Here is a 26,327-nt window from a genome sequence, read left to right as displayed (position 1 = left end):
TTGACGCCTCAAGGCGGGTAACGTCGGTAACCCGGGCCTCCGTCTCGGTGGCTATCACTTCGCGCAGCTGCTCAAACTGCGCGGTGTTTGCCCCCTGCTGGGCAGACTGGCGGAACACAACTTCGGAGATAGCCAGCGCATTCTGAATAACGCCCTCGGCGGTCTCCCTGGTTGCGCCTACGGCCGCCGCCAGCTGGTCGGCATTTTCGGCTATCGTGGCGGCCATATCCGCAACGGTCTGGCTCGTTTCCACGGCATTCTCGATCAGGTCTTTGAACAGGTCCGTCTCTTTGATCTGCTCCAGGATGGCGTCGGTGATGTCAGAGACGTCAATGCTCGCCTGCCCGCGCACCCAGTCGGTCCAGCCTGACTGGTTACCGATACGATCCACCAGCCGCGCCCGGTACCAGAACTCCTGTCCTGCCTTCAGGCCCATCTGCTGGTAGATTTTCTGCGGGTACGGCACGGCCGCCAACAGCATCGGGTTTGAGCCATCTGCCGCAATGCTGTACTGCAGCTCTGTACTGAGCGTGTCGCCGGTATCAGCCGGGAATCCCCATGTGATATTAATCCCGAACACAACATCTTCAGATGCGGTCAGCCCGACTGGCTTAGGAACATCACCAATACGCCCCTTCAGATGCGTCAGTACCGATGAAGCCCAGAGGCTGGATGCCCCACCGGAATTGATAGCGCGCACCCGCACAAGATAATCACCTTCGAAGATACCGGGAACCTCAATGTTCCGGAGCCCTGTCTCGGGGACGTTGATCCACTCGTTATCACCGCGCTTCCACTGCACCCGGTAGGCTATGACGTCTGCCTGAGGCTTGCCGTTTTTGTCCAGTGGAGCATCCCATGTTGCCACCAGCGTGGCCACGCGCTGCCCCTGGCGAACTGCGTCATAGGCCGACACAGTAATGTTGGTCGGCTGGTTTACCAGACCTGTGGGGATCAGACTGATTGGCGGAATATCCAGGCGAGCGTTATTATCGACGGCATCATATTTTGAGGCGTTATACTCCGCCCCGGTGATGGTGACGGTGTTTTCCTCATCGTTGAACGTCAGATTTGTCACGCGGAAATACTGCAGGCGCAGCTGCCCGGCATCAATGACAAATACGGCGTTCGGCAACGGGCTGGCCACAAACGGTTTGTCGACAATCAGCTGAGTGCCGTTTACCGCCTGTATAGTGCCGCTCTCCACGGTACCGCCCTGCGTGCGGATCATCAGCGTATCGCCGACTACTGCACTGGTGCCCCGGTCAGTGGTTACAGCCTTAAGTCCCGCGCTGTACCCGGTGATGCGCCCACCGTACACCCGACCGGACACGCGCTCATCCGCAAAGGCGAATACCGTTCCCGGCACATAGACAAAACCATCAAGCCCGGTCTGCACTGTGATAATACGGTCAAGGTAATTCGAATAAACCGCCCAGCCGCCGCGCCGCTGCGCCTCGCTTTCACGTGTGCAGCCGATGGCCGTTATCTGCGTCTGTTTAAACTTGAACTGCTTCACCAGGTCAGGGAACATCACTGCCGTGGTGCGGTCCTGATAGTGGTTATCCGGATCGCTGAAGTTAATCAGTGCCGAACTGTACCGGTTCTTTTCGCTGCCGCTGGAGTACGTGGGCTTACCGACTACTGATGCGCGGGTGAGGATCTGCAGTTTCGAGGTGTCTGCCGGCATGTCCGAGACAACGTTAAACATATTGTTGCCCCAGAACGTCATGCCATTGAAGCCCGCGGCGATATCCTTGATCACCTGCCAGGCATCAGCCTGTGACTGGATGTAAACATCGAACATAAAGCGCGGCTCTGTATCGCTGCCACCCTTGCCATCTGGCACCTTCTGGTCGCAGCGCTGGGCAATGCGGTAAAGCTCCCACTTATCCAGCATATCCGGCGTTACGCGGCGGCCAAGCCCGAAACGCGGCTCTGTCAGCACGTCGAACCAGATCCATGCCGGGTTGTTACTCCATGCCCATTTGAACGTGCCATCCCAGGTGCCGGTATAGGTGCGAGCTACAGGATCGTAGTTCTGTGGAATGCGAATCACCCGGCCTTTCGGTTTGCAGGAGATCTTCGGGATGTTGCTGAAGGCTTTTGCATTAAACGACACATACAGCAACGCCGTGTGGGGATAGCGCAGGCGAGCGTCGATCACCTCGGTAATGGCCTGTACCTGCGTTTTGTTCTGCAGCATCTGGCTGGTGCTGTCATCGGTGTCGCGCACGACGCGGATCTGCCAGCCCGTGCTGGCCTTAGGCAGGTTGATACGGTGGGTCAGTTCATAGAGAGAGCTGAGCTTCTCCGTCACGGTTTTAGTCATGATGGTGCTGTATGCGCCACCATCAACTGCAACATCGATGTGATAGGTCACAGAGCTACCAACGATATTGCCGTTATCCTGCTGTTGCTGCAGTCCGGTGATGCCGACGCGAACCAGAACCGCATCGAGCTGAATATTGCTGATCGCGCGCGTCCAGGGCGTTGCCTTTGTCAGTGATACGCCAACCGTGGTTTCGTTCTCGACAGCGGGAAAGCCAGGGATCGGCGTCTGGGTCTGTGTGCCCGGCCGGAAATCCCAGGAGACGTTTTCAAAATTCATCGTCCCGTCGGCGTTGCCCAGCGGCGTACCATCGAGAAAAATACGGGTGGCATCCAGCCCGCCAGCGAACTCCCCTTCGCCGAGCGCCAGCAGCATCCGGCAGCGCGCCACAGACTGGGCGCTGTCAGGCTGCTCCACAGGCGTATGCTGCTTTTGCTTGCCACCCTTCGAACCGGTGATAGTTGCCATATTGCGTCCATAAAAAAAGCACCCGACTGGGTGCTTATTGGTCAGAAAGTGGATCAGATATCTTCGGCGACAATGCCCGCACTGATGATGGCACCGCCGATCTCACGTTCCCCATAGAGAACAGGTACCGGATTACCCATAGCGATGGTGTTAACAGCGCCGCCGAAAGCATAGGAGGGTTTATTGTCGGGGTCGTCTCTACCCTGCAGGCCTTTGGGTTGGGGTGAAAGCATCTGGAAGATACCACCGGCCATTGAGCTGATGCCGCCCGCGATTAACCCACCTGCCATAGTTGCGCCGATAAGCCCCCAACCAGCTGGACCCAGGGCGAGCCCCGCAACAATCATCACTGCGCCCAGGATTGTCTGGAATAGTCCGGCCTTCTTCGCCCCTTCCATCACCGGGGCGATCCGGATATCACTGTCGCCAGCCAGGTCCTTAAAGTCATCCGCGCCAATGTTGCGCTTGCCCCGAAAAACGGCGAAGACCATGCCGTTCTTTTTGGCATTCATCAGGTAGCTTTCTAGACCGTCCAGGTTGATGCAAAGAGCCTTAACCGCCTCTGCTGATGTCTGTACCGCCAACCGGTGAACGCGCCCGAACCGGGCACCCAGCGCGCCATACAGACGAATAGTCGTTAAACGCGCCATGGCAAAACCTCCCTGGGCATGTCTTTGTGTCGAACGCATATCATCGTCCGGTCTTTAAAATAGCCGCGGGCATAGGGAGTAATGCAGGAAGGCTGGCCGTAAAGATGGTGCAGCAGCTCTCCTTCCTCGGTGATGATCCCCGCATGGTTCCACTTATCGGATTCAACCTGCATGATGACCATGCAGCCGGGAGCCGGTTCACACTCAACGAATCCCTCTTTCTGCCAGTTGTTGAAATAGAGGTTGTCCGGGTACTGGCTCTCCCACCATGGATAATCCACGCGGAAGTCATTAAGCGTGACGCCCTGCATGGCGTGCCAGTCCATTATCAGACCCCAGCAGTCGTGCGAGCCGAGGATAAACGGGCGGCCAATCAGCGGGATGGCATCCGGCGTTACCTCTGCGTACTCGCCGCAGTCAGGAGCATAGATACCCCAGACCACGCCGGACTGGTTGCACTGCTGGCGATCCAGATCGGACGGTATAGGCCGGGCACCGTCCCCCGGGTGTGAATGGATGACGCGGATAATCGTGCCGGTATCTTCGGCATTCGCCCAGTGCTCACCGTCGATACGAAAATGCTCAGTCGGATTTTCGTGGCTGTTCGGTACCGGGACGTAGCGCTGGCGGCGGCCAGCCTGAATAACGAAGCCACAGCACTCGCGCGGCGACTCCTCCAGTGCATGTGCCCGGATGGCAGACATTATCGTTTTGTTCATGGGGTAACCTTATCGGGAAATAAGAACCGTGCTGGGGTAGCCGCCGAAGTCGAGGATTGCGGTATTGGGTTCAGCGAGACCGGCACCGAATCGCTTACGGCAGTCGCTCAGGCAGCCGCCGCAGGCATCCAGAGCCGGGTCGCTGACAGCATTACCCTTGGCGTCGAAGTACGCCATGCCGTTGTAGGTGCAGCCGTCACCGCTGCGGTACTGGCCGCGCAGGGCCCATTCGCACAGTGAGGTAATTTGCCTCGTAGGAATGACCAGATTTTGCAGGTCAGCGGGGCTGCTGAGAGACCACGATACAACCTCATCGTCCTCTGAGTTTTTTGTGTCCAGCCAGAAGGTCTGCAGGGTGAACATTGTTGGATCCGCCGTGGGATTCACGCCCCCGGGGAAATTTACCGCATCGAGGTAAACGGCATAGGTATCAATGATGCTCACCTTCGCGTTCACCATGTCTTTAAACTGCAGGCACAGCGCCGTGATATGCCCGTCCAGATTCGACACGCTCAGCTTCGGCTCTGCGGCCTGGTCGGTTGACAGCGCCAGGTCCGCGACCTGAAAAGGCCAGAACTCATAGACATTGCCGTCCCAGATGATCGGCTTCGGCCCCAGCTTCGACTCGTCGCCGTTCGCCGCGTCAATCTCTGCCGGTGTGTGAGGAAACGGAGCGTAGTGAAAGCGGTGTATGCCACCGCTAAACTCTGAGGCATCAACTTCGACCAGGCGGACCCTGCCGCCCGGTGCAAGCATCGCCGCCTGATCGACTAATGCCATTATGCATACACTCCGTAGGCCCGTTTGATGGTGAAGGTCAGCTCGGCAAACTTGCTGCTAATCTGGTTCTTACGCACGGAGTCGGCCAACACGCGGTAGAGCCCCTTCTCTTCGCCGGGCGGCGTGATGATGAAAGCCTTAACAGTGTGTGCCAGAAGAAAGTCGCGGATCCTGTCCACCTCGGCTTCGGCACCGGTATGCTTCATCGGCACCTGAATGGCGGTAGAGTTGATGCCGTTCTCAGCCACCTGTTCGTAGCCGTCGCCGAACTGCGCCGCCCGCACCGTCTGGCTATATTCGATGGAGCCAGCGCCAAGCTGTGAGCGCCAGCTGTAGGTTTCAACTGTCATGAACACGTCCAATAATTTATTTAGGTTATATCTAGAACAGATATATAATCGAGGCCTATTCTTTAGGTAAGGTTAATGAAATGAAAAAAGTATTAATTTTGATGCTCGTTTGCACATCTTATGGTGCCGCTGCACAATGCATTGGCTCCGGTGCGTTATCGACTTGTTATGATGATAATGGAAATACCTATACTGTTAGCCGTATGGGTAATACCACTGTAGTAAATGGAAGCTCAGCAAATGGTTCAAGCTGGTCTCAGACTTCTAACACTATCGGCAATAGCACATACACTAACGGTACTGCATCTAACGGCCGGAACTGGAACGAAACTCAGACAAATATGAGTGGGGGCAACCGGATGATTTCAGGGGTGAACTCACAAGGGCAATCTTACTCTCACTATTGCAATCAATTTGGTTGTAACTAATTTAAAACATACACTACTACTAATAAAGCCCCTTGCCGGGGCTTTATTATATTTACATCTCACTATTACTTATTACATGTTTTTGTAATAGCCAACCTTTGAGTCGAAATCCTGTTTGGCTAAAGCTGACTGATTTGTAATATAAGCCTCCCAAGAACTGTAAGCACTGATAAGTGCCTGCTTTTCATCAACGCTTGTCGTACCAGCTTTCATTGCTTCAAACACGCCGGACGCATTCTCTTTGCGTTTGTTTTTTCTGTTCGCACCGCATGTTGCTATGGCATCGGCTACTGAATCATTCCACCCGACCATTTGAAGTATTTCAATCCGCTTTTGAATTACGAACTGATCTGCATATGCATTCCTCGCTTGGGTTGAGAGATACTCAGCAAAATCCCTTTTATTTTTTGGGGCTTGGGAAGGTAAATCTATGTTTAGATCACATTGTGATAGTTCTTCGTACTTGGCTTGTTTTTGAGCATTATTAGTTGAGCCGCTACTTGCACAAGCAGAGAGGGCCATTGCTAACACTACAGTCGTAAAGACCTTTTTCATTATCATCCCCTGATTAGTATGGTTTAGAGCATAATAACCAGGGGATGCATCGATGTAACCTGGCGCGGATGATATTGCCATTTCAGAATCACATGCCGATATTACTTGGACTGGAACTGCCTACCTAGCAGGCCATCGCTTCGAGCAGCTCTCATCAGGATCTCAGTCACCTTGGCTTCAACTTCCTTTCCTAAAGCCCGCGCTGCAGCACTGCCGTCTCCCGATGTGTTTGCTGACGTGTTCCCTTTGTTGTCCACATAGATATCAATATTCACCTGCGGCGCACTTCCGCCTCCGCCCTGAGCACGCACACCCAGCCGCCCGGCAGAGTCTTTTGCCAGAGGCATGATCGCCTCCGGCCCGGCTTCAGCAAACACTCCACCTTTGGCGAACTTCGACGCGCCCTGGAAAGTGAAGTACTGCGGCGAGTCGTAGACCCCATTGACGTACTGATGCAGGCCTTGAGACTCATATACGCCGCCTTTTGCATTTGGGGTAAATGACGGAACGGCGAAGGATTGCCCAGCACCCGCCGAAGCCCCAGAGCCACCGCTAATCCACCCCATAGCAGCCTGTAAGGTGTATGCGACCATCAGCCTGTTGGTAACGTCCAGAATCATCCTTAGCATGGACTTCCCGAACTCTTTAATCGAGGCCTTACCCGTCACCATGAGATCGGTCAACATGTCGGACAGACCGGTCAGCGCAGAACCTGCAACACCTTTCACAGCGTCGTAGGTATTTGTCGCTGCTTCCAAATACTCATTCCATCCACTAATGGCTCCTGCTTTCCAGTCGCCGCGCAGCTTATCTTCCTCAGCATAATAATTCCGAAGCGCTGCCAGCTCTTTCTCATAGCCTGCGTCTTCAAGTTTTCCGCCACCGTTCAGCCATCCCTGCCGTAGCTGGGCCTCCTCATTCATCCGCTGTGCCATTTTGCTACTCAAGCCAGACCCACTCCTTAGGGCTTCGGACTTCTCGGCCATCTGGGTGACGTACTTGTTAGCCTGCTGCGCAAGCCCATTAATCTTCTGCTGGGCTTCAACTTCCCTGTTCTTCTGATCCACTACCTTGGCAGCATTCAGAATGGCTTCTCGGCTCGACAGGAGGGACTTCTCCTGCGCGGTCAGAGCGCGAGTTTTGGCGGCCTCATCCAGTTCAGCAAAGTGGGATTGCTGTTTGCTAAACTCGGTGTTTTTGGCATGCGTCTCGCCGGTCTGCCGGAGGGTTTCGAGGGTCTCCGTTAGCGTTCTGGCCTGGGCGCGGTAGTTTTCCAGCGTGCGATCACCAGCATCAAGGGTTACCTTGGCTTCTTTGGTTTTTTTAGCTGAGTCCTCAGCTAGTTTGGATACCGCATTCTTTGTTTCGAGACTGACCGCACCGCTGCCGCTCACCCCACCGCCAGATCCATTCCTGGCTTCATCCTCCCATTGCCCCTGGGATTTGCTGAGGTTCGCAAAATGTTTGTTGTAATCTGCTGTAAGCTGCGTGTATTCACGGTTTGCAGCGTCGCGATTTTTCGCAAGCTGCTCAGGAAGGCCATCCAACCCCATTGAGCGGATCAGCGATTCTCCTCCGGGGAGCTTGGTTGCTATATCCGTGAACCCGGTAATCATCCCCTCCATGATTTGCAGGGAGAGCTCTTTCATTTTCACGAACAGAGCTTCAAACGAGGTACCCAGTAGCTTAAATACTTCGATGACCTGATTGCCCCATGCCCGTACTGTGACCCCTATCTGACCGAAGATATCGGAGGCAAAAGCCTTTAAGCCGCCCCATGCTTTGCTGATATTGTCAGTCGCCCCAATAGTCTCCTGTGCGCGCTTAGCCATAACGCCAGCAAACAGGTTAATGGCTTCGGTAACTGCCGCCTGCTCCCCTTTCTGCTTACGCAGCTGGATGATGTGCTTCATCATGGCTTCATCGACAAAGCCGTATTGCTCATTCAGGCTAGCAAGCCCCTTCACCGGGTCACTGACGATCTTGCCAAAGTCGGACATCGCCGCTTTAGTGTCGCTGCCTGCTTTGCCCATCAGAGTGATGGACGAGGCGATCTGCTTCATTTGGCTGGCGGTGTACTTGCCAGTGTCATTTAGCGTGACCAGCGTATCGACCGTGGAACTGATGGAGGTATTCGTCTTACCGGCCACCTCTTCAGCCGCCTGATTGAGCTGCTGCATTGAGGCGAAACCTGCGCCGCCCATCATGATGACCGAGCGGGCGACCTGGTCAAACTGTTCAGATGAGCTGTATGCTGCAGCCGCCAGCAGGCCAACTGTGCCAACGAGAGCGCCTAGCGCAATGGTGGTCGGGTTAATCATCCCGGCCATGCTGCGGATGTATTCGCCGACGCCAGTAAGTGCGCCCTGAACACCGCCAAACTGGTCTTTAATCTGCCCACCCTGCTGGAGCAGGATCAGGAACGGGGATTGTCCACCAGCCAGCTGTGTAGCGATATCGGTGAACTGAGCTGGCAGCGTGCGCATGGCTGCGCTGTACTGGCCCACGGAGATGCCAGCGCGACGTGCTGCTGCCTCCTGCCGGGATAATGCTTCAGGCAGCGCATCGGCGACGCCAGAGAGGCGCTCCCGGGTCTGATTGAGGATGTTATTGAAGTGTTCGAACTGGGCGCTGTTGATGCGCCCTGCTTCGAAGTGGGCCGACAGCTGAGCGTACTGGTCATCCAAAGAACTGAATGCGCGGATGGTCGGATCGATAGAGCCGAGCAGGTTTTTCAGGGCTGCGGACTGCCTTTCTGCAGCCTGGGTGGCTGCCAGCTCCGCCTGGGCTTTAGCAGCTGCCTCGCCAGTGTCCGTGAGTCTTTGTTCAGTCTGGAGGAGGATGCCGCTCAGGTGGGCAAACTGCACTCCCGATAACCGCCCGGCAGAAAAATGCTCCTGCAGCTCCATGAACTGGCTATCAAGGGATTTAAGCTTCCCGAGAACAGGGTCGATACTGGCAACTAGCTTATCCAGCGATGCGGCCTGCCTCTCAATTTCGCGCGCAGCATCAAGCTCCAGCTTTGCCTTGGCTGCCGCCTCGCCGGTATCCGTCAGCTTGAGGCGGGTATCATCCAGAATTTTGTTGTAAGCCTGGAAGGTATCTGTATCCAGCAGCCCTTTGATCTGGAATCCGCTCAGTGCTGCCTGCTGTTCATCCAGGCGGTTAAGAGCCTTGGTGACCGGGTCGATATTCTCCAGCAGACCCTTAAGCGCGTTCTGCTGCTCCCGGAGGCCTTCCGTGCCTTCCTTCGCTGCAGGTTTAACACGCTTAGCGGCATCAGCCAGCGCATCTGCGCCAGCGACGGCACCCGCTGCCGCCTCATTCAGTTTATCGAGCTCGCTGCTGGCCGTCTTCAGGTCGGAAACATCGGCCCGCAAGGTAATCGAGGCGATTTGGTCAGTCATTATTTCGTCTCCATATGCATTACCTTGAGAGCCTCACTTTCCATAATTTGAAGGTCAGTCATGCAGGCCGCCGCATCCTCAACCCCGTGTAATTCGAACATCCAGGGGAGAACGTTGTAATCAAGGCCGGTCGCCCCGCCCGCGCCGACACGCCACTGGGTCGCCAGCGCCGAGAAAATGGTGAAGGCATGCCATACCGATGGCAGGATCCCCACCTCTTCCTCCACGTCCTCAGGCGTTAAACCAAAAACGTTCAGCTCCGCGAGAGTCGGGCCCGGTGTGTACAACGCTGCGGCGACCTGCCTCAGTTTTTTTCGCGCATACCCATCAGCTCTTTGGTGTAGGCCAGGCCAATGCTGTCGAACGCGCGCGGATAGTTCTGCAGAAGGACGATCACGTTATCGCGGGTGAACTCATCCGGCAGGGCCCAGCCTTCAACAATTTCCATCAGGTAGTCGGCCTGTGGCTCGACAATAGCCTTTTTGCCTTCAGCAGCCTTTTGCAGCCTCTCGTCCATGGCTCGCAGCTCCTCCAGCGTCTTATGGCGGAAAGTGAAGGTCAGCTTGCCGTCTTCAGCACCAGCGCGCGGGATGCTTGCCGTTGCTGAAAAGGTTGGGTTCGGGATCAGGGAGAATTTGGTCATTTCGGTTCCTTAGAAAAAAGAAACCCGCCGGAGCGGGTATTAATTAATGCCTGGCAGATACATCTGGACTTCGTCAGCGACGCGTTGACGGGCTGTGTGCAATAGCTGCTTGCGACCCCCAACGCCCCACCGGGCCATCTGGCTGGCGCACTGGCTAATCGCCTTGGTTTCGGTGTTCAGGATATGGTCAATTTTGTTCAGGCGGGACATGGCATCAATGCCATTACGGATGACCATCTGAAAGGTCTGGTAAACCTTAATCTCAAACTTCGCGCTTAGCCATGCGGCATATCGTATCGCTACCAATTCGAGGCCCCAGACACCATGTTTTGCCCCGCCATTGACGGTTTTAAGCGCCGCTATTTTCGTAGCGGCGGTTAATTCTTTGACAAATTCTTTAATGGCTTTGCTTTTGACAAAGTTACTTGGACGCTGCGATTCGGTGGCATTTCCCTCGGCCACTGCAGCCGCATGAAGATCATTGAGGTTATAGCGTCCTTCGTCGTCGACGCGAACGGAGACGCCATTAACTGACACGGTTGGATAGGTCATTGTGTATACCCTTTAAAAAGCGAACCCGTTCACACAGAAAAGCCGCCCCAAGAGGCCCACCGGCACTAACGGCAGTTCTCAGGATCGCTTTCTGAAAGGTTCTTGGTTAGAGAGCGCGTGTGAAGGCGCAGTTTGAAAAAGCGAGTGCTGCGAATACAGAAAATTCGCCAGCGGTACTCTTGCTACAAATAAAAAAGCCTCGCTTTAACGAGGCCAGTAAACGCACTTTGTACTTTGCAAAGAGAATATTTTTTGCGGAGTACTTTCAGCCCGGCGAACCGGGCATGGTTGGTTAGGTGATGCTGACGGTGCATCCGGCAGAAGTGAGCGTCTTACCTGCGGCATCCGTAACTTCACAGGTGTAAACACCAGCATCGCCGGACCCGACCGACGGGATGTTGAACGTCGATGCAGTTTTGCCCGGAATGGCCGTGCCGCCCTTCTTCCACACGTAGGTGTAAGGCGTAGAGCCGCCTTTCATAACCACAGCCAGATCCAGCGCTGCGCCGGAAGCGACAGACTTGGTGGCTGGCAGGTCAGTCAGGAACGCCAGCGGCGACACGGAGGAATCAGCGATCGGGTAAATCTGCATGTCCGATTCAAAGTTCATGCGCGCTTCGTTGCTCTCTACGGCGTTAATTTCCGTACGCGGCACGCGTTGGAAGGAAACTTTAGCGGAGTAGTAACGGTCGGCTTTACCGCGAGGGTTATGGAACCAGACCGCAGTGGTATCGCTGGAGTCGTCCAGGTCAATCAGTCGCTTGTAGATGGCCAGCTGCGGATCGTGAGCAAAGGTATAAACCTGCACTACGGCGTTTTTAAACGTCGGAATGGTACGGGCCTTATCATCCTCCAGGAACTGGATAGAGATAGTCTGCTGGTCACCGCCTTCGGTGGACAGGGTCATGACCTGCGGCATGGTGATCCATGAGTCGATTTTACGCAGAGTACCCGCGCCGGTACCCGCCGGGAATTTATTGACGTCGGTGGTATCAAAAGACTCCAGAACAATTTTGGTGCCGGTCACCGATTTGATACGCAGCACCATATTGTCGAGCTTAAGCCAGCCGGAGCTCACCTGAACAACATCACCCGCCAGGATGCCAGCAGCCGATGCAACGGTCAGCTCGCATTCCGTCGCATTGGAGGCTGCAGTAAAGGTGATTGGGGCCTGATAGGCCCTGGCCACGTTCACACGCGAGCCATTGGGGATTGCGAATGCCATTGCACTCTCCTGAATTTAGGTAATAAAAAACCCGCCGGGCGGCGGGTCAGTAATCAGCGCGGTATTGCATGCTGACGGGGATGGTGTAGGTGATAGAGCCACTGGAGCCGTTAGGTGCAGACGTTGGCCGGTCCTGTATTGGCGAGCGCACCTGCGGCGGCCCGTTGATGTAAACCGTGAGGTCGCCTTCCACTAGCGGCAATCCTTCGGGGAAGGCATCAGCGATAGATTGAGCCAACTCTCTGGTCTGGGTCACACCTGAGCCTGCGGGAACGATGATGTTCACCTGCAGGATGCCCTGATAAGTGCGTATCTGGCCTTCCAGATCCTGTCCTACCGTCTGCGCTGGAAGAACATAAACCCGGGCGTATGGGCCGTCAGGCGGGTCGAACGCGATATTCGGCCAGGCGATGGGTAAGCCCAGCGACGCGGCGATGACCGCTACCCGACTCTCCAGCAGGCCAGTAATTCGCATGGACTGGTCACTGGCCATTGCGTACCTCGCTCATTGCCTCGCGGAACAGCTGCGCGGCATCCAGTGCCGTTAATCCGACCATACCGCCAGGGGCCTGATTTGAATGACCGTTCTCCAGCGCCTGGGCATACGGCAGGTTATTGGTGAAGTAAATCGAGCTAACCTGTCCCACCCTGAACACCTCAAGTACCACGAGCCCTCTGGAGATTGAACCCTGACCGGAGGCATCTGGCGTGTCATTCGAGTCTGTCGGCTGGCTATCAAACCCCACATACCAGTTGTTCTTGAAGCGTCCGCCGACGTACCCTTCTGGCTTTTTGATGTCCATTGAGTCGTTCACGCGCAGCCCGCGCTTGAGCCGCCCGGCTTTGGTGAGGTTAGAGGGATCATCACGAAGGGTCGCATTATGCTCCCTCACAGCAGTGTTATATGCCGATGCCGTCTGGTTCACCTGCCAGATATCCGGCTGCCCGACTGGCGACATATCCACCAGCCGCCCGAGGATTTTGATACCCGCCCGGCGCACCACCTCGTCCATCTCCTGCTTCGAGTCATCCACGAACAACTGAATGGCAGCCAGGAACGGCTGATTTGCTGTGCTGGCCATAGTTACGCCCTCAGCTGAATGTTGTAGGAGATCAGCACGTCAGCAGGCTTAACGGGATGCGGCTGCACCACGCGCCACTTTTTGCCGTCGATTTCGATGCGGTCATCGATGCGCACTTCCGTTTCGAACGTGGCCGCCAGCTTCTTGTCGCCGGTGGCGATCAGCGAGCCATCTATTTCGCGTGCAGAGTATTCGGTGATGACACCTGTAACGGTGGCTGTCACTGCAGGCGTGGTGACCTCCTTTCCGAACTGATCGCGAATGGTGCCGCCGCCGCGGGTAAGCTGGTAAGCTTTCCCGTTCTCGGTCAGCAGCCGGGTTGCCGTCGCGCGAATGCGGCGATAGTCAATTGGCATATCACCCCCTTTCAATGCGGATCTGATTGCCGCCCACCACCAGCCCGCGAAGCGAGGAATAGAACCAAGGGAACGAAGGTGTAGCCTTGCTGGTACCCGGCTCGTACTGGACTGTCACCGCGCCCTCGACACGCTCCATTGTCACCGCACCGCCACCAGTGACCGAAGGAGTAAGGTCAATCTCCTGCGATTCGACGGCCAGGCGGCATTGCGCATCAACCAGACGCTGCGGGATCGCATCGGCTGGCAAGTCAACACCATCGAAGCGCACGCCAGAACGGGGCCATGACAGCGGCTGTGTTGCGCTGGCACGCTGGCCGCGCCAGCTCTTACCTTCCAGATAGTCCATTGCCTGCATCAACAACATGCTGCACTCGCCGTCATCGGCAGGAACGGTATATCCGCGCCCCGCCGCGAACGCGCGCAGGTCAACGACGCTGGCGTAGGTGTTGAAGTCAGGCGAATGGGGATCGGCAACCAGCATGGTTATTCCTCCAGACGCCAGTCCAGCGCCAGCCAGTTCTCAACTTCGTCAGGGTGAACCTCAGCGCTCAGCGGACCGCCGGGGAACTCCGGGGCATCACGCACCATGATCACCAGCTCAATACCAGGCTGGTCCTGCTGCTGGTCCTGCTGCTGGTCCTGCTGCTGGTCCTGCTGCTGGTCCTGCTGCTGGTCCTGCTGCTGGTCCTGCTGCTGGTCCTGCTGCTGGTCCTGCTGAGCAGGAGTTTGTTCAGCGCCGTTTTGCGCTGCAAGCTTTTCAGCCTCACGCTGCGCACGCTGCTCTTTGGTTAATCCGGCCATTGGGCCTCCTCAAAACAAAGGGGCCGAAGCCCCCGGGTTAACCCATGATGATGGCGGAATGTTCAGGCTGGACAGATGCGACACCCCACGCCACACCAACTTCATAACGTACCTGACGGTACTGGCGATACAGTGCGATCTGGAAGGTGATGCCGGACGCCGGGTCAGTGACGTTCATTACATCGTCGGCGGTATCACCGCCTTTTGGCATCGCCGGGGTGCGGCATGCCAGCAGGAATGCGTTGCGGTCGAATGCCATATTTGGCGCAAACTCGCTTAGCACAGTGACGGCTGCCTGGTCTGCCAGATCCTGACGCAGGCCCGGTGCACCCATAGTGATGCTGGAAGAGGTAGCAGCAACAACCAGGTACTGGTTATCGTCACCGTCGAACTTCACCGCGGTGCCAACCGCAATGCCGCCGGTACCCGCGGAGATGGCCACGATGATGTCGCCTTCCTTCTTGGCACCATTGACTTTATAGCCAGTAGCGGTGCTTTTCGCGGTACGTTTGATATTGGCGGACTCGTGGAGGTTGAAGCCCATTACGCGACCGATAATACCTTCGCGCAGGAGCTGGTCGGTACCGGCTTCATTCGCTTTGAACAGTACGGACTGTTTACCACGAATGGAGGCCATCGCCTCGCCGCCCAGCACCATGCGCAGATCAGTGGTGGGGGCGCCGTTATCAACCAAAATCTGGCGGGCCAGCGCCGCATCAGACAGATCGTCTTTGATGCTGAAAGGTGTATCCTTTGGCGCGCCGACCGCGCGGGAGGATTTGTAGAACAGCGCCGCCAGGTCAGCGTCCATCTCATTGCTCAGCGCACGGAAGGCCTGAGAAAACTGGTCGGCCAGGACAATGTCATAGGTGCCTGATGGCCCAATAGCCAGTTGCTCCTCACCGTTCCATTTGACCGGGGCCATTTTGGATTTGGTGATTTTGACATCCACGGTACCAATATTCTGATCACCGTCATTCGGTGCGGTCGCCGCAGGAGTGATATCAACGGTAGTGGTTTTCGGCGCAACCGGCGCGGTTACGGTCTGATCCTTAGCGGCCGCATCGGCTTTGGCGTTGCGGGCCACGGCAGGGATAAAACCGACCTGCTCACGGGAAACGCGGTTCAGCGCCGTGTAGATGGTCGGGATCAGGCCAGTCAAAGTGTTGGACATTTATTTTTCCTTTAGATTAATCAACGATGCTCGTGCCGCCGCCAATCGCAGCCTGTTGTTCAGCTGGTGGCAGGGCATCAAAAGCAGCGCGTTTCATGGTTTTCTGCCCGGCCTGATGCTGCGACTGGTGGGAGCCACCGCCGCTGTTGCCGGACGCTTTGAGGATGTAGTCTTTCTGCGGATGCGACTCGACCAGAGATTCCAGCGCTTCATCGAAGCTGGCCACCTCGCCGGGCTTGGTGCGGGAGAACACCTTATTGCCCTCCCCGTCGTAAGCCACGACCTTGCCGCCTTCGATTTTGAAGTTCTGTCCAAAGTAGGAACGCACGAACTCAGTCGGGATCGCCATCTTCTCGGAGATGAACTTGGAGCCACCGAAGCGGCCGCCGATCATCTCGTCATAGAGTTGGGTTTCCAGCTCCCTGGTCTTGCCGTTCGCTTCGTCCAGCTGCTGCTGGAATACCTTGGTGATCTCGGCCTTTACCTGGTCAACGGCGCCAGCGTCGATCAGCTTTTTCTGGTCGATTTTGGTCATCATGTCCAGGGCCTCGAGCGCCTTGGTCGGGTCGGTGATGCCAGCGAATTTCGCGAGATTGGCTTCCGCCGCCTCCTTCGCCTCGCGGTGAGTTTTGGCTTCACCGTTCAGGGAGGTGATTTTGGTCATCGCTGCGACCGCATCGAACGGGATCTCTTTGCCGTCATCATGGACGTACACAGGCATGCCGTTTTCAACAACCACATTTCCGTTAGCATCAAGTTTGAGTTTCATTGTTTTTGCTCCAGCCTTCCGGCCATACGTAATGGGTCATCCGACCCGGGCACCGCGTCGCATCCGCTCAGCGGCAGGCATAAAAAAAGCCGCCGAAGCGACCTGTTTGTTCTTTTGTTCTCTCAGGAAACACCACATTTCGTAGACGCACCGAGAGGATATGGCTATTGCCAGCAGCCCTACTACAAACGCGGTTAGACCGATTAATAGCTCAGGCATATCACCCTCCGTTCATTTGAACTCAACAGTGATTACGCCACGCAGCTTGCGGGAGTAAATTTCACCCCGCTTTTGCTTGTGGATCCGCAGCGGTTGTGGATGAAAGCAGGCGACACCTCGTTTAACGTCAGTCCATACACAGCTCTTTACCTCGTTGCCATTAACGAGCACCCTGCGCCTGCCACGGCCGTCTCCTACAAAGTGAAAATCTTCGTTATACATGTTTATTCCTCAAACGCCGACGCATCCACACGACGCAGTTCGTCCAGGGTCAGGAACTCCCCGGCATCGTTGAACATCTCCGGCACAGTGATTTTGCCGTCACGTAGCAACAAGGCGCGGGTGACGCCCAGTACCTGCTCCTGTCGTGCGTACGGCTGCCGGGTGAGCCAATCGGCATAGCTGGTATGCGCAGGTATCTGGCCGTCCATTGACGCACGTGTGGCGCTGCTAAGCTCGCCTGAGGCTATCTGCAACTCTTCCCACGATTTGGTAATCATGGTTTCGCCGGAGCGGCAGCAGAAGTGGATTTTGCCGGGGCCGCGCAGGTACGGGATCGCATGGCCCAGTGGCTTGCCGTCGAGGGTGTAGAGCTTGCGGTCGCGGATAATGCACCACTGGCTGGTATGGGTGTCCAGGGTGGAGGACCACTGCTTGGCCTTCACGATATCGCTGTTGGCCTGAGCGAACTCCTGGCGCGCTGTGGCGGCCATATGATTCACCGCCGTGCGGGTCACCACCGCCAGATCACGTCGGGAGGCGTTGATCGCCCCGTCTTCACGGTTGAGTTTTGGCGTGCCGGCAACGCGCTTAACGATTTGCTCTACCGTCTCACCCTGGAGGAAGCCAGAGCGCACGACGTTGGTGATTTTATCCAGCCGATCCGATTCGAGCTTCTGGCCCCACTCCTTCAGCAAGCGCCCCTGGAATGGCTGCGCCGCTGCTGCTGCGTAAACCTGCTCGGGTGCGATGCTCTGAAGCGGTATGTGAGTGAGGATCTGCTTCGGAATGATGCTGCTGAACAGGTCCAGCTGATACCCGGCCTCATATTCAACGTAGCCGGTCAATTCGCGAGCCAGAGACTCGTTAACCGGTTCGTAGGCCTGATGGTTGAGGTCACGAACACCAGCCAGCAGCGAGGCCAGGCGGCGGGCGCTGTAGGTATCGGCACGTTTACCGTCCAGCAACACCAGCAGCCGGGCCGCCAGCTCTGCATCCATCTTACTGAGTAACGCAACCATGCGCCGGGCAACGCCGGTACCGTAGCGGTTCACATACAAGCCGTGCGCTATCGTTTCATCCTGAAGGCGATCATTGACGGAGCGGGCCATATTACACCTCGCCTGGTTTTGGCTCGGTCAACGAGGCTGATTCAGCCAGCAGCTCGCTCAGCACCACATCGGGATCTGCATCAGCGTCAATCAGACTGAGCTTCTGCAGCGCCTTAATGGCGTCGATACGGCGGAGGTCACCACCCTGACGGAGAGACTGAATGGCCAGCGCTGCCGGAGGGTTGAACTCTTTCGACTCAACATCCAGCTCGGTGCGGACATCAACGTTGCCGCCGTCCTTCTCGCCGACGTACTCAGCCATGATCTGCAGGATGTTGTCGAGCGCATCTTCCAGGCTGGTGGCCATGGTATAGAGCGGTGACTGCTCCTGCATTTTCTCTTCCGAGGTCTGATCAACAGACTTGGTTGAGGTGTTGTCAGTGCGGAGCAGCTTCGCGCCCGCCTGGCGCATCTGCTCTACCAGGTCGGTCAGTGACTCTTTGCCAGCACCGATAGCGGACCCGGTATGCTCGGTGTATTCCATTCCTTGTTTTTGACGATCGGAAAAACTTGTTGCCGAGGAGGAACCAATAATCAGCTCCTGCCCTTCCTCAAGACCAAAAACGGACAGAATGGGAACGCGAACAACGTGCAGGATGTTGTCCTGCTCGCTCTGGCTCTGCCAGTGCTTAACGTTCAGCAACGCCATGTTGAGTAACGGTGGCGAGCCGCACATAAAACCGGTGCGCTTGGTGTAGAGCGTAACCAGGGTGATATCCCTTCTGGAGGTTGCCCACTCTTCGTGCAGCGCCCAGTTCACCTGACCATCGGCACCAGTGGCCTTACGGTAAATCTGCACCTGCCCGGGCGTTAGCAGTCGAATCTGCTCGACCTTAGTCTGGCCGTAGTCATCACCATCTTCGACCACCACTTCTTTGATGCGCAGCTCCGTGAGCACGACCTTGCCATCAACAATCTTTGATTTCCAGCCGATCACCTGGCGGGGATTAAGCATCGTGACGTAGGGGCGCGCGCCGGTGGCCTTTTCATCAGCCTTGGTCTTCACCTGTTCGGCATCGACCCTGGGGTAATCCACCAGCGCATGGGACAGGCCATACTGCATCGCCAGCCCGAAGAACGACTGCGCCCAGACATCCAGTCGCGTGCCTTCGAGGTCGATGTTCTTTGCAAGCTCGCGCAGCTGCTCAGGGACATTCTCGCCTAACTTAATTGGCTCGGCGAACACGCGCCCGATGTTCTGCTTAATAGTCTCTTCGTACGCCGGGAGGAGCGTGGCCACCGCCAGACGCTTTTTATAATCCTCTTTGTCCTCTTTCGGCCAGCGCGGGAGGTATGACTCTCCAAGCTGGCGCATGTACAGCGTGCCGCCCATCAGGGCGTCGTTAATGTCCCACGCCTGCACCATGTTCCCATAGTCCAGATTGGGTGTTGAAATATCAGGCATGGAGTTAGATCCGTAGGCTGGTGACTTTGCCGACTTTCTTCGGCGGTGAATGCAGGACGGCATATCGAGTGCCATCCCAGTCGTGATCTTCCTGCTGGGTATCTACATCATCGGGGTTCTTACTGTCGCGAACGAGCACCGGCACACGGCTAATCCAGCCCCGGCAGTAGTCAAACACGTAGAATGCTGGCTTCTCAGGCATGCCAGCTTCCAGCTTCTTGCCCTCAACGACGGCCTCCAGCATGTCAGCAAACAGGGCCGCGCCGTTCACGCGCGATCCCGGCTTCTTGTTGGATGGCATCCATTTAACGCCCTGCGATTCCATCTTCTGAGCGATAGATAGTTCATCATCACCAGTGTTGTAGATAGCACCGTCAGCAGGGCCGGGAACAACCTTCTTACAGATGCCGGGCATAATGTTCAGTTGCCCCTGCGTCACCCCGTTGAGTTTTATCTCCTCAGGTTCAGCAAGCTCTTCGCCCACCAGCCGCTTATCAACCCACGCCACGCCCTTGGCGACGTTTGTGGATGACATATTCAGACCTTTGTTCAGCTCATCCGGCGGGCAGCCGTACCATTCACCAATCAGGATCAGCGACCCGGCAGGCGGGCAGAACTGTCGACCATCAGGCAGCTCTGCGGCAGTGCCGTCGGCGCGCGCCCACCAGAGGTTAGAAAAGGGCTTCGACTCGCCCCAGTCATGGGAGCGGTCAACCGTCCAGCTATCGGGAATGCGGAACGGCTTGATGACGTGATACGAGGCATTCCACAGGTGGTCAAAGCGACCTCCACTGGTAACATCCCAGGAGCCCTCTACCCAGGCTTTACGCCGGTTAGGGTCTTTGATAGCCATCAGCGTCGCAATGTACTGCGGATCCAGATACGGGTTTTCTTTGAACGAACCATGTATAGCCACACGGGTAAGCGTTACGTCTTCTTCTCGCTCGGTCTGAGGATTGAACACCTTTTGCGTTTCGCGAATGATGGTGCCGCGTGGCGCTGGCTCAATGAAGCGCTTCTTCACCCAGGTATGGCCGATGCCGAACGGGTTTGTGGTGCTGAACGTCTCCAGTGGAATCGGCTTCAGCAGCGAGCCATCATCCTTCGGGTAGTTCTCAGGCCGAAAAGACGATCGCCGGCAGGAGAACATCATCTCGTAGAATTCAGCAGACTGCTGCTTGGTCAGCTCGTTAAAGCCAATGAACGGGAACTCCTGACCGTGGTAGTCCCAGTAGTCTCCCTCTTCTTTCCCGAAGCGGAACAACAGCTCTTCGCCGGTCGGCCACACCCATCGCAGCTCAGATGCTGACGCCAGATATCGGGCGCCATCGTTAAACAGGCGATACATACGCTTCGACTGGGTGATGATGTCGGTGAGGTTTTTATACTCGGTATCGAATATCACGCCACGCCAGAACGAGCCGTAGCCCAGACCAACCAGGCGACGAAAGCGCGCCAGCTGCGCAGCGGTTTTACCCGGGCCACGCGTTCCCTCGTAGAGGATTTCGTTACACGGGCAGCTCAGGGAGAGCGATTGCGATCCCGGCAAAGGTTTCCAGACGGCTTTGTAATTCATCCACCAAGGACCTCGCTCTGCTGCTTCTGCGCTGCCGCTTCCCAGTCATCAACGTTATCGCAGGACGGAACCGGCATGATGCTGTGGGTTGCAGTGACCTTCTGCTCCACCTGCTCTTTAAATGCCTGCACGCGCACATGCTTGCCGAGCAATTCGAGGTTTTTAACCTTATCAGGCCACTTAACCTTTTTAAGGATGGTCTCGGCGGTCTCTTCGTCGAAGTTTTGAATGGTCGTGCTGATGTCCAAACCGGTTAGCGAAATTCGCCAGGCTTTAGGCCATGAGGTGATCGGCCTTAGGCTGCCGTCGTCATTCAAGATGTCCAAAACATCCATCTGGTCGATTTCAACCAAGCGCCGGAGCACATAATCGGCATCAATGCCCACATCCTCGTTGCGCTTACTCTTGAGTTCGGCGATCCTGTTTTGGATGTCAAGTTTTGACAATAATTGAGCAGCTATACGGTTTGCAGTTTTGACGCTGTACCCCGCCCGAATAGCCGCTTGCGTGGCGTTTAAATCGATAAGGTACTCGCGACAGAACATTTCTTGTTTGTCGGTGAGGGCCATGAATAAGTGTTCTACCGTTGAGGAAAGTTGAGAATGGCAATGATGTCCATTGATATTGATTGCCCTCACTGCCTGAAAGAAAGGGCAGTGATGAGGTATAGTAATCAAGCATATTTAAGGCAAAGATGTTTCTCGCTGGTATTTCAATGCAATTCCTGCTTCAAGCTTTTAGTGGCTGAGGTAGAAACAGATATTCAAGGCACACCTCAGGACTATGCTGAGTCACAATTCTACCCGGTGGTACTTAACAGTAATCCTAGATTTAAAATTCTTAGCACTTACCCTTCCAAGAAAACCTTCTCTGCGCCAGAAGCCACCCCAGACAGAGCGGCCAAATTTTTTATAGAAGCAAAGGATGATTTTTCACGCGGCCGATACGAAACCAGCGCAATGAACTGCAGAAAAGTAATTGATATAGCTACAAAAAATCTTCAACTAAAAGAGGAGGATAAGCTAGTTAGACGCATTTCAGCACTAAGGGAAACTGGTTTAATAACGCAAGAAATGGCTGACTGGGCTCATATAGTACGTATTGATACGAATGGTGCTGTTCATTCTGACGAAGAATTTACTGCTGATGAGGTGGATCAGTTGTTGAAGTTTACAGAAGTCTTTTTAACTTACTCATTTACTTTGCCCGCAATGGTTAAAGCCAAACGAGAACCCGATTAATCTCCAAATTATTGCCATTACGCTGGGTCTGCCCATGGTGATGGCAATAAAAATCGCCTGGAGGCGGTCAGTCTTCTTTCATTATCGCAGGTCTGATGTCGCAGCCCTCGAAGCGATAATCACTGTACTCAGTGCGCAGCTCTGCATCCACCTCATCAAAGATTCGGTCATACAGCTGGCGCGTCGGTTCGTTCTCTAGCCCCCGCACAAAGTGGATGCCCTGGCCGTCCGGGACAGCGACCGTGGAAAACCGGAACGTAAGTTGCCACACTGCCACTTTGTTCAAATCCAAAGGCTGTTTCATATTCCCTCCGCTCTGGTTAGCAGCGGTCAGAATAGGTCACTCAGCCAATAGTGGATATGATCCATTTATGAAGTTTTGACCTATGCCACATTACTTAACGTATGCCTGCTAAAGGCACTTGTAACAGCTCAACTGGTACTAGCGCCAAGGTCATGTGCACTCAGCGAATGCCTATAGTGATGATAATACTAGCCGCCCAAGGGTGGCCTTGCTAACGTCGAGTACTCGTTAAATTTTGAAATCCAACGGGAACTCTTCCCCAATTGCATCAGGCGTAAGAGGTAGAACCCCATCGTCACTGGCAGCCTGTATAGCTTTAATCGCCGCATCACACAATCCGGGATCCCCCTCAACTGCATACATGCTGCTTATTTTTTTTGTGCCCTTGGGTTGGTGAACGCGAATCGTACAAATCTTGCCATCATACTCGCTCGCAGAGGGGAATCTCTGCTCCACAGCTTCTTTGAAGTCAGAAGCCCAGCGGTTAATATTCGGTAGCTCCTGCTGTTGCTTCGATGTTAATGGCTGTTGTTTGTGGCTTTGGCATCCTGCGACAATAAGCACAGCAAGCAAACATACGAGCTTTTTCATTACCCAATTCCATTGCTAAAAATTTCGAGCGTTATAGCACAAAATGCAACAAGCAATAAAAGTTTTCCGCTAACCCATTATCAAGCCCACCCGTAGATGAGCTTTGTAATAGCTAGCCTAGCTTCGCGCGAACCAGTGCATCTTTGGCTTCAAGTAGTTTGCGTAAGCCTGCAGATTTTTCCGCACCATCAGGCAAAGTTTCATCCATCAGTGTCGCAAGATCGCCAATTGGCTTACTCACTTCCTGCAGGTGCGCTGGGAGATGCTGATACGCAAAATACTTCATGATTGGAGATGACATTCTTTACCCTCGGTTAGTAAAAACCCCGCTATTGCGAGGCTCGTGATTCTTCAATCTTTCTGATGCTGGCCTTATCTGCGTTACATGTGCCCAGCGCCGCCAGCACGTTCACATTCAGATCCAGGCTATCCCCGTAAGAAAGCGGGTCGGGAATGGCAGGCTGTGGCGTCTCAGCGGTCAGGCTTGCTGGCAGCGGTACCGCCGGAACCTGCACGTAAACTGTCCGCGTATTCCCGCAGCCGGTCAGCAGCTGCAACAGGCACAGGCCGACGAGCGCAATCATCATCCGCAACAGCCATTTTGATATCGTTCTGGGCTCTCTGTGACTCCAGTGCGATCTGGTTCTTTGCATCCTGGTTAGCCTCTGAAATGGCATTGATAATGTTCACGGCCTGTATAACGTTGGCGGTGACTGCGTTGGCGGCTGCGACCTGCTGCTCAGCTGAATCAGCCCGTGCTTTTTCCTGACTGGCTTTGTCGCTGTAATGCCAGGCTGACCAGCACACGCCGCCGAACAGGCAAACAATGAACACGATGATCGCAATTAGGTAGCGGGTTTTCATTTATCGAGTCCCCAGCATGCCAGAGCACTTTCCTGGTCCCGTCGTTCAACCTGCCCGTAGCAGCCGTTCTTCTGGCCCTTCGTTAAGCGGCAGTCTTTGCCACCGTCACGGATCCACCAGCGGATTGCTTCACATGCCCCTTTACGGTCACCGGCATTGATGCGCTGGTAAAACGTAGAAGGGAAGCACTTACCCGGCCCGATGTTGTAGGGGCAGAACGAGGCGATCCCGGCCTTTTGTGGTTCAGTGAGCTGCACGTGGATATTACGTTCTACCCAGGCCAGCGCTTTATTGCGCTCAGCTGCATTTACCTGGTCACATTTGGCCTGGGTCAGCTTCATACCCTGCCGAACCGGTTTACCATCCACCAGCGTGGCGCCACGGCAAATAGTCCAGATGCCGGAGCCGTCGCTGTAGGCGGCCAGGCTGTTACCCTCTTTCTCGTTCAGGAACTGATCGAGGATTACGGGGGCTGACGCACCGGCGAGAACAAGCCCCAGTACCGCAGCGCTTAGCTTTGATCTGTCTGCCACTATTCCCCCCTGGCGGCTTTGCGCCGGTCCTCTTTGATTTTGAAGTACAGGTTCGTCAGATACGTCAGCAGCCCGAAGACCAGGCTGCCGAGCACACCAATGGCCGCCCACTGCGATGGTGATACCTTGTCGAGCAGCTGGAGACTCCAGTAACCAGCGTTGGTCGCTGAGGCCCCGTAGGCGATGCCAGTGGTTAATTTTTCCATGCGTAACATGCTCTCACCTCCGATAGGTTTCGGGGTGCTGTATGTAGTAAGAGGGTCAGGCTCTCCGGATGCTTAACGACAAAGCGATGATGGGAGTTTCCGGGAGCCTGAAATAGAAAAAGGCCGCCAATCGGCAGCCTTCATAAATTCAGGTGATCATTTTTAGCGGTGACTTAAAAGCAAAAGCCCCACGGGGTTAACCGCAGGGCTTAAACGAAGGCAGTAACCCATCGTTAGAACGAAATTAACACAGATTCCGGAAAAGTAAATAGCCCACGATAAAATGCCACCCTATTTTAATGGGCTCTATCTGGTTATCTGCTTGAGCTGCTGCTCGGCCCATGCCTCTTCAATGTCGAATTTCGTGATCAGCTGGTCGTAGAACCGCTTAACCGACTTTTCCCAGGTGGCAACAGAGATCGCATCGGTAACCCGGCAAACAGCCGCATATGCCTCAGTCGATGGGATCCGCTCATAGCCACGTCCACTGCAGCGCTTGCAGTCCGCCAGAACTGGTACGCCCTGGTCTTCAGTTAGCTCCTGATTAACAGCTTTACCGCGCCCGTGGCAGTCGTTGCACGCTGCGCTGACCTGGCCGGTACCATTACACTTTTTGCAGAGAACATTAACGGTTTCTTTGACCTTCACCATCCCGGACACGGTCATCTTCCCTTCAGGCTTGCGAAACTTGTTGGTGAACACGTCAGCCTGAATGAACCCTTCCCCATTGCAGCAATCACACAGCTTGGTGCTGGCGGCACTGCGCGAATAGTCCTCAAAGGCGAAGATGGCCAGCTGGCGCATCACCAGTGGTTTAACCTCAGAGTCCAGCTTGCGCAGCGCAGGCACCTTGTCGCATTTGGTCAGCGCGTACTCGGCCAGCAGCGCGATCGCCCTCTCCCGGTCGTTATGACTGATCCCCATTTTGCCCAGGAAAGCGCTGTAGCCCATCGCGGCCCGTTCCTGCGTCATGCCCATGGCGGCCATGATATCTGTGCCGGTGAGCGAGTCTGAACCAGTGGCGCGCGGGGAGTCGCTGATCATCGTCGATTTAGCGAAGTGGTATTTCACGGTGTTTTCGAGGTTCATGCCCTGGTCCCTGCCATCTGGTAAATGCGAATAAAGTTGCGAAGAATGCGGTAATCCACCAGCACCGAACCCGGGCGGCGATAAATGCGGAGGCGCTGCCAGCGCATGCGGAGTGATTCGATAAATTCAGGCTTCACGCAGCCTCCTGCTGTTTCAGTTCTTTGAGTTTTGCGCGGTACTCATCGCGGATCCGGATGTAGTCGTCGCGCTTCCATTTCGGTAGTTCATGCGGTCCCATCAGGGCATCAAAGCGGGCCTGGCCAATTTTGGCGATCAGCGCCGGGCGGTATGCCGTCAGGTTGCCGGAAAGATGGTTATTACACGGGGCGCACTGGCGATGGCAGTTGTCTTCGTTAAAGCGCAGTTCCGGATTCGCACCGGTGGTGCGGAAATGCCCGGCGTGATACTGCCCGTCATGGTGGCGGCCGCAGCTGATGCACGGAAGATGACGATCCCGGTACCGGATGAACTCGTTGAATGCCTGCTGGGCTTGCTTGACGAAGTGACTTAGTGGCTTAACAGCCTGGCGGCGTTCGGCATCCAGTGCCCGCTGCTTTTTGGCCTCTTCGCGCTGGCGCTGCTTCTCAGCCCGCATAGCCTCGGCACGTTTCTTTGCGGTCTGCTCTTTGGCTATGATGGTGGCGCACTCGTAGCAGCAGACGACCTGACCATCT

General features: G+C 55.4%; 34 protein-coding genes and 1 pseudogene. 2 read left to right on the top strand and 33 right to left on the bottom strand.

Annotated features, from left to right (window positions below; all coding sequences use genetic code 11):
- The 5 genes from EV102420_RS19970 to EV102420_RS19950 all read right to left on the bottom strand — a co-directional run.
- Positions 1 to 2,800 (bottom strand): TipJ family phage tail tip protein (locus EV102420_RS19970; protein ID WP_042395779.1); only part of this gene is annotated, 2,800 nt, incomplete at its 3' end.
- 53 nt (positions 2,801 to 2,853) lie between these two features.
- Positions 2,854 to 3,450 (bottom strand): tail assembly protein, encoded by a 597-nt coding sequence (locus EV102420_RS19965; RefSeq protein ID WP_042395775.1) that lies wholly within the window; start codon positions 3,448 to 3,450, stop codon positions 2,854 to 2,856.
- Entirely contained in the window at positions 3,438 to 4,169 is a 732-nt protein-coding gene (locus tag EV102420_RS19960) for a C40 family peptidase (protein ID WP_042395774.1), read from the bottom strand. Before EV102420_RS19960 ends, EV102420_RS19965 begins: the two co-directional genes overlap by 13 nt.
- A 9-nt stretch (positions 4,170 to 4,178) precedes the next feature.
- The gene (locus EV102420_RS19955) at positions 4,179 to 4,949 is read right to left on the bottom strand and encodes a phage minor tail protein L (protein WP_042395772.1); all 771 of its coding nucleotides are present in this window, start codon (positions 4,947 to 4,949) and stop codon (positions 4,179 to 4,181) included.
- Positions 4,949 to 5,299, bottom strand: a complete 351-nt coding sequence (locus tag EV102420_RS19950; RefSeq protein ID WP_042395769.1) for a phage tail protein — start codon at positions 5,297 to 5,299, stop codon at positions 4,949 to 4,951. Before EV102420_RS19950 ends, EV102420_RS19955 begins: the two co-directional genes overlap by 1 nt.
- A gap of 80 nt (positions 5,300 to 5,379) precedes the next feature.
- On the opposite strand from EV102420_RS19950, the gene EV102420_RS21745 reads away from it, so the two are divergent.
- Positions 5,380 to 5,727, top strand: coding sequence for a hypothetical protein (locus EV102420_RS21745; protein ID WP_072015328.1), 348 nt, complete (start codon positions 5,380 to 5,382; stop codon positions 5,725 to 5,727).
- Between the two features lie 72 nt (positions 5,728 to 5,799).
- Here the strand turns inward: EV102420_RS21745 and EV102420_RS19945 are convergent, their stop codons facing one another.
- From EV102420_RS19945 to EV102420_RS19855, 18 genes are all read right to left on the bottom strand, one after another.
- A complete protein-coding gene (locus tag EV102420_RS19945) occupies positions 5,800 to 6,282 on the bottom strand; it encodes a hypothetical protein (RefSeq protein ID WP_042395767.1) in 483 nt (160 codons plus the stop codon).
- 101 nt (positions 6,283 to 6,383) lie between these two features.
- Entirely contained in the window at positions 6,384 to 9,689 is a 3,306-nt protein-coding gene (locus tag EV102420_RS19940) for a phage tail tape measure protein (protein ID WP_255211703.1), read from the bottom strand.
- On the bottom strand, positions 9,689 to 9,976 hold the full coding sequence (locus tag EV102420_RS19935) for a DUF1799 domain-containing protein (RefSeq protein ID WP_042395764.1): 288 nt from the start codon (positions 9,974 to 9,976) through the stop codon (positions 9,689 to 9,691). Before EV102420_RS19935 ends, EV102420_RS19940 begins: the two co-directional genes overlap by 1 nt.
- 17 nt (positions 9,977 to 9,993) lie before the next feature.
- Positions 9,994 to 10,332, bottom strand: a complete 339-nt coding sequence (locus EV102420_RS19930) for a phage tail assembly chaperone (RefSeq protein WP_042395761.1) — start codon at positions 10,330 to 10,332, stop codon at positions 9,994 to 9,996.
- A 39-nt stretch (positions 10,333 to 10,371) separates the two neighbouring features.
- Positions 10,372 to 10,884, bottom strand: coding sequence for a KilA-N domain-containing protein (locus EV102420_RS19925; RefSeq protein ID WP_042395758.1), 513 nt, complete (start codon positions 10,882 to 10,884; stop codon positions 10,372 to 10,374).
- Between the two features lie 292 nt (positions 10,885 to 11,176).
- Positions 11,177 to 12,109, bottom strand: coding sequence for a phage tail tube protein (locus tag EV102420_RS19920; protein WP_042395756.1), 933 nt, complete (start codon positions 12,107 to 12,109; stop codon positions 11,177 to 11,179).
- A 46-nt stretch (positions 12,110 to 12,155) separates the two neighbouring features.
- Positions 12,156 to 12,584, bottom strand: a complete 429-nt coding sequence (locus EV102420_RS19915) for a phage tail terminator-like protein (protein ID WP_255211702.1) — start codon at positions 12,582 to 12,584, stop codon at positions 12,156 to 12,158.
- Between the two features lie 7 nt (positions 12,585 to 12,591).
- Entirely contained in the window at positions 12,592 to 13,191 is a 600-nt protein-coding gene (locus EV102420_RS19910; protein WP_042395752.1) for a hypothetical protein, read from the bottom strand.
- A 2-nt stretch (positions 13,192 to 13,193) separates the two neighbouring features.
- The gene (locus tag EV102420_RS19905) at positions 13,194 to 13,547 is read right to left on the bottom strand and encodes a hypothetical protein (protein ID WP_042395749.1); all 354 of its coding nucleotides are present in this window, start codon (positions 13,545 to 13,547) and stop codon (positions 13,194 to 13,196) included.
- 1 nt (position 13,548) lies between these two features.
- The gene (locus EV102420_RS19900; RefSeq protein ID WP_042395746.1) at positions 13,549 to 14,031 is read right to left on the bottom strand and encodes a DnaT-like ssDNA-binding protein; all 483 of its coding nucleotides are present in this window, start codon (positions 14,029 to 14,031) and stop codon (positions 13,549 to 13,551) included.
- A 2-nt stretch (positions 14,032 to 14,033) separates the two neighbouring features.
- On the bottom strand, positions 14,034 to 14,351 hold the full coding sequence (locus EV102420_RS22640; protein ID WP_042395743.1) for a hypothetical protein: 318 nt from the start codon (positions 14,349 to 14,351) through the stop codon (positions 14,034 to 14,036).
- A gap of 37 nt (positions 14,352 to 14,388) precedes the next feature.
- Positions 14,389 to 15,525 (bottom strand): major capsid protein, encoded by a 1,137-nt coding sequence (locus EV102420_RS19890; RefSeq protein ID WP_042395740.1) that lies wholly within the window; start codon positions 15,523 to 15,525, stop codon positions 14,389 to 14,391.
- A gap of 16 nt (positions 15,526 to 15,541) precedes the next feature.
- On the bottom strand, positions 15,542 to 16,294 hold the full coding sequence (locus EV102420_RS19885) for a DUF6651 domain-containing protein (RefSeq protein ID WP_042395738.1): 753 nt from the start codon (positions 16,292 to 16,294) through the stop codon (positions 15,542 to 15,544).
- A gap of 231 nt (positions 16,295 to 16,525) precedes the next feature.
- Positions 16,526 to 16,735: a hypothetical protein gene (locus EV102420_RS19875; RefSeq protein ID WP_042395733.1), complete on the bottom strand. Its 210-nt coding sequence runs from the start codon at positions 16,733 to 16,735 to the stop codon at positions 16,526 to 16,528.
- 2 nt (positions 16,736 to 16,737) lie between these two features.
- Complete coding sequence (locus tag EV102420_RS19870; RefSeq protein ID WP_042395730.1) at positions 16,738 to 17,844, bottom strand: phage minor head protein; 1,107 nt, start codon at positions 17,842 to 17,844, stop codon at positions 16,738 to 16,740.
- Position 17,845: 1 nt separating this feature from the next.
- Entirely contained in the window at positions 17,846 to 19,249 is a 1,404-nt protein-coding gene (locus tag EV102420_RS19865; RefSeq protein WP_042395727.1) for a DUF4055 domain-containing protein, read from the bottom strand.
- Positions 19,250 to 19,253: 4 nt separating this feature from the next.
- Positions 19,254 to 20,825: a terminase large subunit domain-containing protein gene (locus EV102420_RS19860; RefSeq protein ID WP_042395724.1), complete on the bottom strand. Its 1,572-nt coding sequence runs from the start codon at positions 20,823 to 20,825 to the stop codon at positions 19,254 to 19,256.
- Positions 20,822 to 21,394 carry a terminase small subunit gene (locus tag EV102420_RS19855; RefSeq protein WP_042395721.1) on the bottom strand — a complete coding sequence of 191 codons (573 nt, stop codon included), beginning with the start codon at positions 21,392 to 21,394 and terminating at the stop codon, positions 20,822 to 20,824. Before EV102420_RS19855 ends, EV102420_RS19860 begins: the two co-directional genes overlap by 4 nt.
- 33 nt (positions 21,395 to 21,427) lie before the next feature.
- Here EV102420_RS19855 and EV102420_RS19850 point away from each other — a divergent pair, with 33 nt between their 5' ends.
- On the top strand, positions 21,428 to 22,066 hold the full coding sequence (locus EV102420_RS19850; RefSeq protein WP_042395719.1) for a DUF4145 domain-containing protein: 639 nt from the start codon (positions 21,428 to 21,430) through the stop codon (positions 22,064 to 22,066).
- Between the two features lie 67 nt (positions 22,067 to 22,133).
- Here EV102420_RS19850 and EV102420_RS19845 read toward each other — a convergent pair whose 3' ends face one another.
- The 10 genes and pseudogenes from EV102420_RS19845 to EV102420_RS19805 all read right to left on the bottom strand — a co-directional run.
- On the bottom strand, positions 22,134 to 22,370 hold the full coding sequence (locus tag EV102420_RS19845) for a hypothetical protein (RefSeq protein ID WP_042395717.1): 237 nt from the start codon (positions 22,368 to 22,370) through the stop codon (positions 22,134 to 22,136).
- Positions 22,371 to 22,598: 228 nt separating this feature from the next.
- A complete protein-coding gene (locus tag EV102420_RS19840; protein WP_042395716.1) occupies positions 22,599 to 22,961 on the bottom strand; it encodes a cell envelope integrity TolA C-terminal domain-containing protein in 363 nt (120 codons plus the stop codon).
- A gap of 112 nt (positions 22,962 to 23,073) precedes the next feature.
- Complete coding sequence (locus EV102420_RS19835) at positions 23,074 to 23,262, bottom strand: hypothetical protein (protein ID WP_042395713.1); 189 nt, start codon at positions 23,260 to 23,262, stop codon at positions 23,074 to 23,076.
- 28 nt (positions 23,263 to 23,290) lie between these two features.
- The gene (lysC, locus tag EV102420_RS22995; RefSeq protein ID WP_441843074.1) at positions 23,291 to 23,614 is read right to left on the bottom strand and encodes an Rz1-like lysis system protein LysC; all 324 of its coding nucleotides are present in this window, start codon (positions 23,612 to 23,614) and stop codon (positions 23,291 to 23,293) included.
- Positions 23,553 to 23,825: pseudogene (locus EV102420_RS19830) on the bottom strand (DUF2570 family protein); the annotation flags it as partial. The gene lysC and the pseudogene EV102420_RS19830, both read right to left, overlap by 62 nt.
- A complete protein-coding gene (locus EV102420_RS19825; RefSeq protein WP_042395710.1) occupies positions 23,822 to 24,358 on the bottom strand; it encodes a lysozyme in 537 nt (178 codons plus the stop codon). The gene EV102420_RS19825 and the pseudogene EV102420_RS19830, both read right to left, overlap by 4 nt.
- Positions 24,358 to 24,573, bottom strand: coding sequence for a class II holin family protein (locus EV102420_RS19820; protein ID WP_042395708.1), 216 nt, complete (start codon positions 24,571 to 24,573; stop codon positions 24,358 to 24,360). The genes EV102420_RS19825 and EV102420_RS19820 overlap by 1 nt, the downstream gene beginning before the upstream one ends.
- A 297-nt stretch (positions 24,574 to 24,870) precedes the next feature.
- Positions 24,871 to 25,653: an antitermination protein Q gene (locus EV102420_RS19815; RefSeq protein ID WP_042395706.1), complete on the bottom strand. Its 783-nt coding sequence runs from the start codon at positions 25,651 to 25,653 to the stop codon at positions 24,871 to 24,873.
- The gene (locus EV102420_RS22205) at positions 25,650 to 25,790 is read right to left on the bottom strand and encodes a YlcG family protein (RefSeq protein WP_042395704.1); all 141 of its coding nucleotides are present in this window, start codon (positions 25,788 to 25,790) and stop codon (positions 25,650 to 25,652) included. Before EV102420_RS22205 ends, EV102420_RS19815 begins: the two co-directional genes overlap by 4 nt.
- Positions 25,787 to 26,327: recombination protein NinG (locus EV102420_RS19805; protein ID WP_042395701.1), on the bottom strand; the 541-nt coding region annotated here is incomplete at its 5' end. The genes EV102420_RS19805 and EV102420_RS22205, both read right to left, overlap by 4 nt.

It is taken from the genome of Pseudescherichia vulneris NBRC 102420, assembly GCF_000759795.1.
In the GTDB taxonomy this organism is placed as follows: domain Bacteria; phylum Pseudomonadota; class Gammaproteobacteria; order Enterobacterales; family Enterobacteriaceae; genus Pseudescherichia; species Pseudescherichia vulneris.
This window is presented reverse-complemented; position numbering and strand designations above follow the sequence as displayed.

Bases quoted from the DNA above. Each gene is read 5' to 3' on its own strand.
- EV102420_RS19965 (WP_042395775.1), bottom strand. From the start codon at position 3,450: ATGGCGCGTTTAACGACTATTCGTCTGTATGGCGCGCTGGGTGCCCGG.
- EV102420_RS19960 (WP_042395774.1), bottom strand. From the start codon at position 4,169: ATGAACAAAACGATAATGTCTGCCATCCGGGCACATGCACTGGAGGAG.
- EV102420_RS19955 (WP_042395772.1), bottom strand. From the start codon at position 4,949: ATGGCATTAGTCGATCAGGCGGCGATGCTTGCACCGGGCGGCAGGGTC.
- EV102420_RS19950 (WP_042395769.1), bottom strand. From the start codon at position 5,299: ATGACAGTTGAAACCTACAGCTGGCGCTCACAGCTTGGCGCTGGCTCC.
- EV102420_RS21745 (WP_072015328.1), top strand. From the start codon at position 5,380: ATGAAAAAAGTATTAATTTTGATGCTCGTTTGCACATCTTATGGTGCC.
- EV102420_RS19945 (WP_042395767.1), bottom strand. From the start codon at position 6,282: ATGAAAAAGGTCTTTACGACTGTAGTGTTAGCAATGGCCCTCTCTGCT.
- EV102420_RS19940 (WP_255211703.1), bottom strand. From the start codon at position 9,689: ATGACTGACCAAATCGCCTCGATTACCTTGCGGGCCGATGTTTCCGAC.
- EV102420_RS19930 (WP_042395761.1), bottom strand. From the start codon at position 10,332: ATGACCAAATTCTCCCTGATCCCGAACCCAACCTTTTCAGCAACGGCA.
- EV102420_RS19925 (WP_042395758.1), bottom strand. From the start codon at position 10,884: ATGACCTATCCAACCGTGTCAGTTAATGGCGTCTCCGTTCGCGTCGAC.
- EV102420_RS19920 (WP_042395756.1), bottom strand. From the start codon at position 12,109: ATGGCATTCGCAATCCCCAATGGCTCGCGTGTGAACGTGGCCAGGGCC.
- EV102420_RS19915 (WP_255211702.1), bottom strand. From the start codon at position 12,584: ATGCGAATTACTGGCCTGCTGGAGAGTCGGGTAGCGGTCATCGCCGCG.
- EV102420_RS19910 (WP_042395752.1), bottom strand. From the start codon at position 13,191: ATGGCCAGCACAGCAAATCAGCCGTTCCTGGCTGCCATTCAGTTGTTC.
- EV102420_RS19905 (WP_042395749.1), bottom strand. From the start codon at position 13,547: ATGCCAATTGACTATCGCCGCATTCGCGCGACGGCAACCCGGCTGCTG.
- EV102420_RS19900 (WP_042395746.1), bottom strand. From the start codon at position 14,031: ATGCTGGTTGCCGATCCCCATTCGCCTGACTTCAACACCTACGCCAGC.
- EV102420_RS22640 (WP_042395743.1), bottom strand. From the start codon at position 14,351: ATGGCCGGATTAACCAAAGAGCAGCGTGCGCAGCGTGAGGCTGAAAAG.
- EV102420_RS19890 (WP_042395740.1), bottom strand. From the start codon at position 15,525: ATGTCCAACACTTTGACTGGCCTGATCCCGACCATCTACACGGCGCTG.
- EV102420_RS19885 (WP_042395738.1), bottom strand. From the start codon at position 16,294: ATGAAACTCAAACTTGATGCTAACGGAAATGTGGTTGTTGAAAACGGC.
- EV102420_RS19875 (WP_042395733.1), bottom strand. From the start codon at position 16,735: ATGTATAACGAAGATTTTCACTTTGTAGGAGACGGCCGTGGCAGGCGC.
- EV102420_RS19870 (WP_042395730.1), bottom strand. From the start codon at position 17,844: ATGGCCCGCTCCGTCAATGATCGCCTTCAGGATGAAACGATAGCGCAC.
- EV102420_RS19865 (WP_042395727.1), bottom strand. From the start codon at position 19,249: ATGCCTGATATTTCAACACCCAATCTGGACTATGGGAACATGGTGCAG.
- EV102420_RS19860 (WP_042395724.1), bottom strand. From the start codon at position 20,825: ATGAATTACAAAGCCGTCTGGAAACCTTTGCCGGGATCGCAATCGCTC.
- EV102420_RS19855 (WP_042395721.1), bottom strand. From the start codon at position 21,394: ATGGCCCTCACCGACAAACAAGAAATGTTCTGTCGCGAGTACCTTATC.
- EV102420_RS19850 (WP_042395719.1), top strand. From the start codon at position 21,428: ATGGCAATGATGTCCATTGATATTGATTGCCCTCACTGCCTGAAAGAA.
- EV102420_RS19845 (WP_042395717.1), bottom strand. From the start codon at position 22,370: ATGAAACAGCCTTTGGATTTGAACAAAGTGGCAGTGTGGCAACTTACG.
- EV102420_RS19840 (WP_042395716.1), bottom strand. From the start codon at position 22,961: ATGAAAAAGCTCGTATGTTTGCTTGCTGTGCTTATTGTCGCAGGATGC.
- EV102420_RS19835 (WP_042395713.1), bottom strand. From the start codon at position 23,262: ATGTCATCTCCAATCATGAAGTATTTTGCGTATCAGCATCTCCCAGCG.
- lysC (WP_441843074.1), bottom strand. From the start codon at position 23,614: ATGCAAAGAACCAGATCGCACTGGAGTCACAGAGAGCCCAGAACGATA.
- EV102420_RS19820 (WP_042395708.1), bottom strand. From the start codon at position 24,573: ATGTTACGCATGGAAAAATTAACCACTGGCATCGCCTACGGGGCCTCA.
- EV102420_RS19815 (WP_042395706.1), bottom strand. From the start codon at position 25,653: ATGAACCTCGAAAACACCGTGAAATACCACTTCGCTAAATCGACGATG.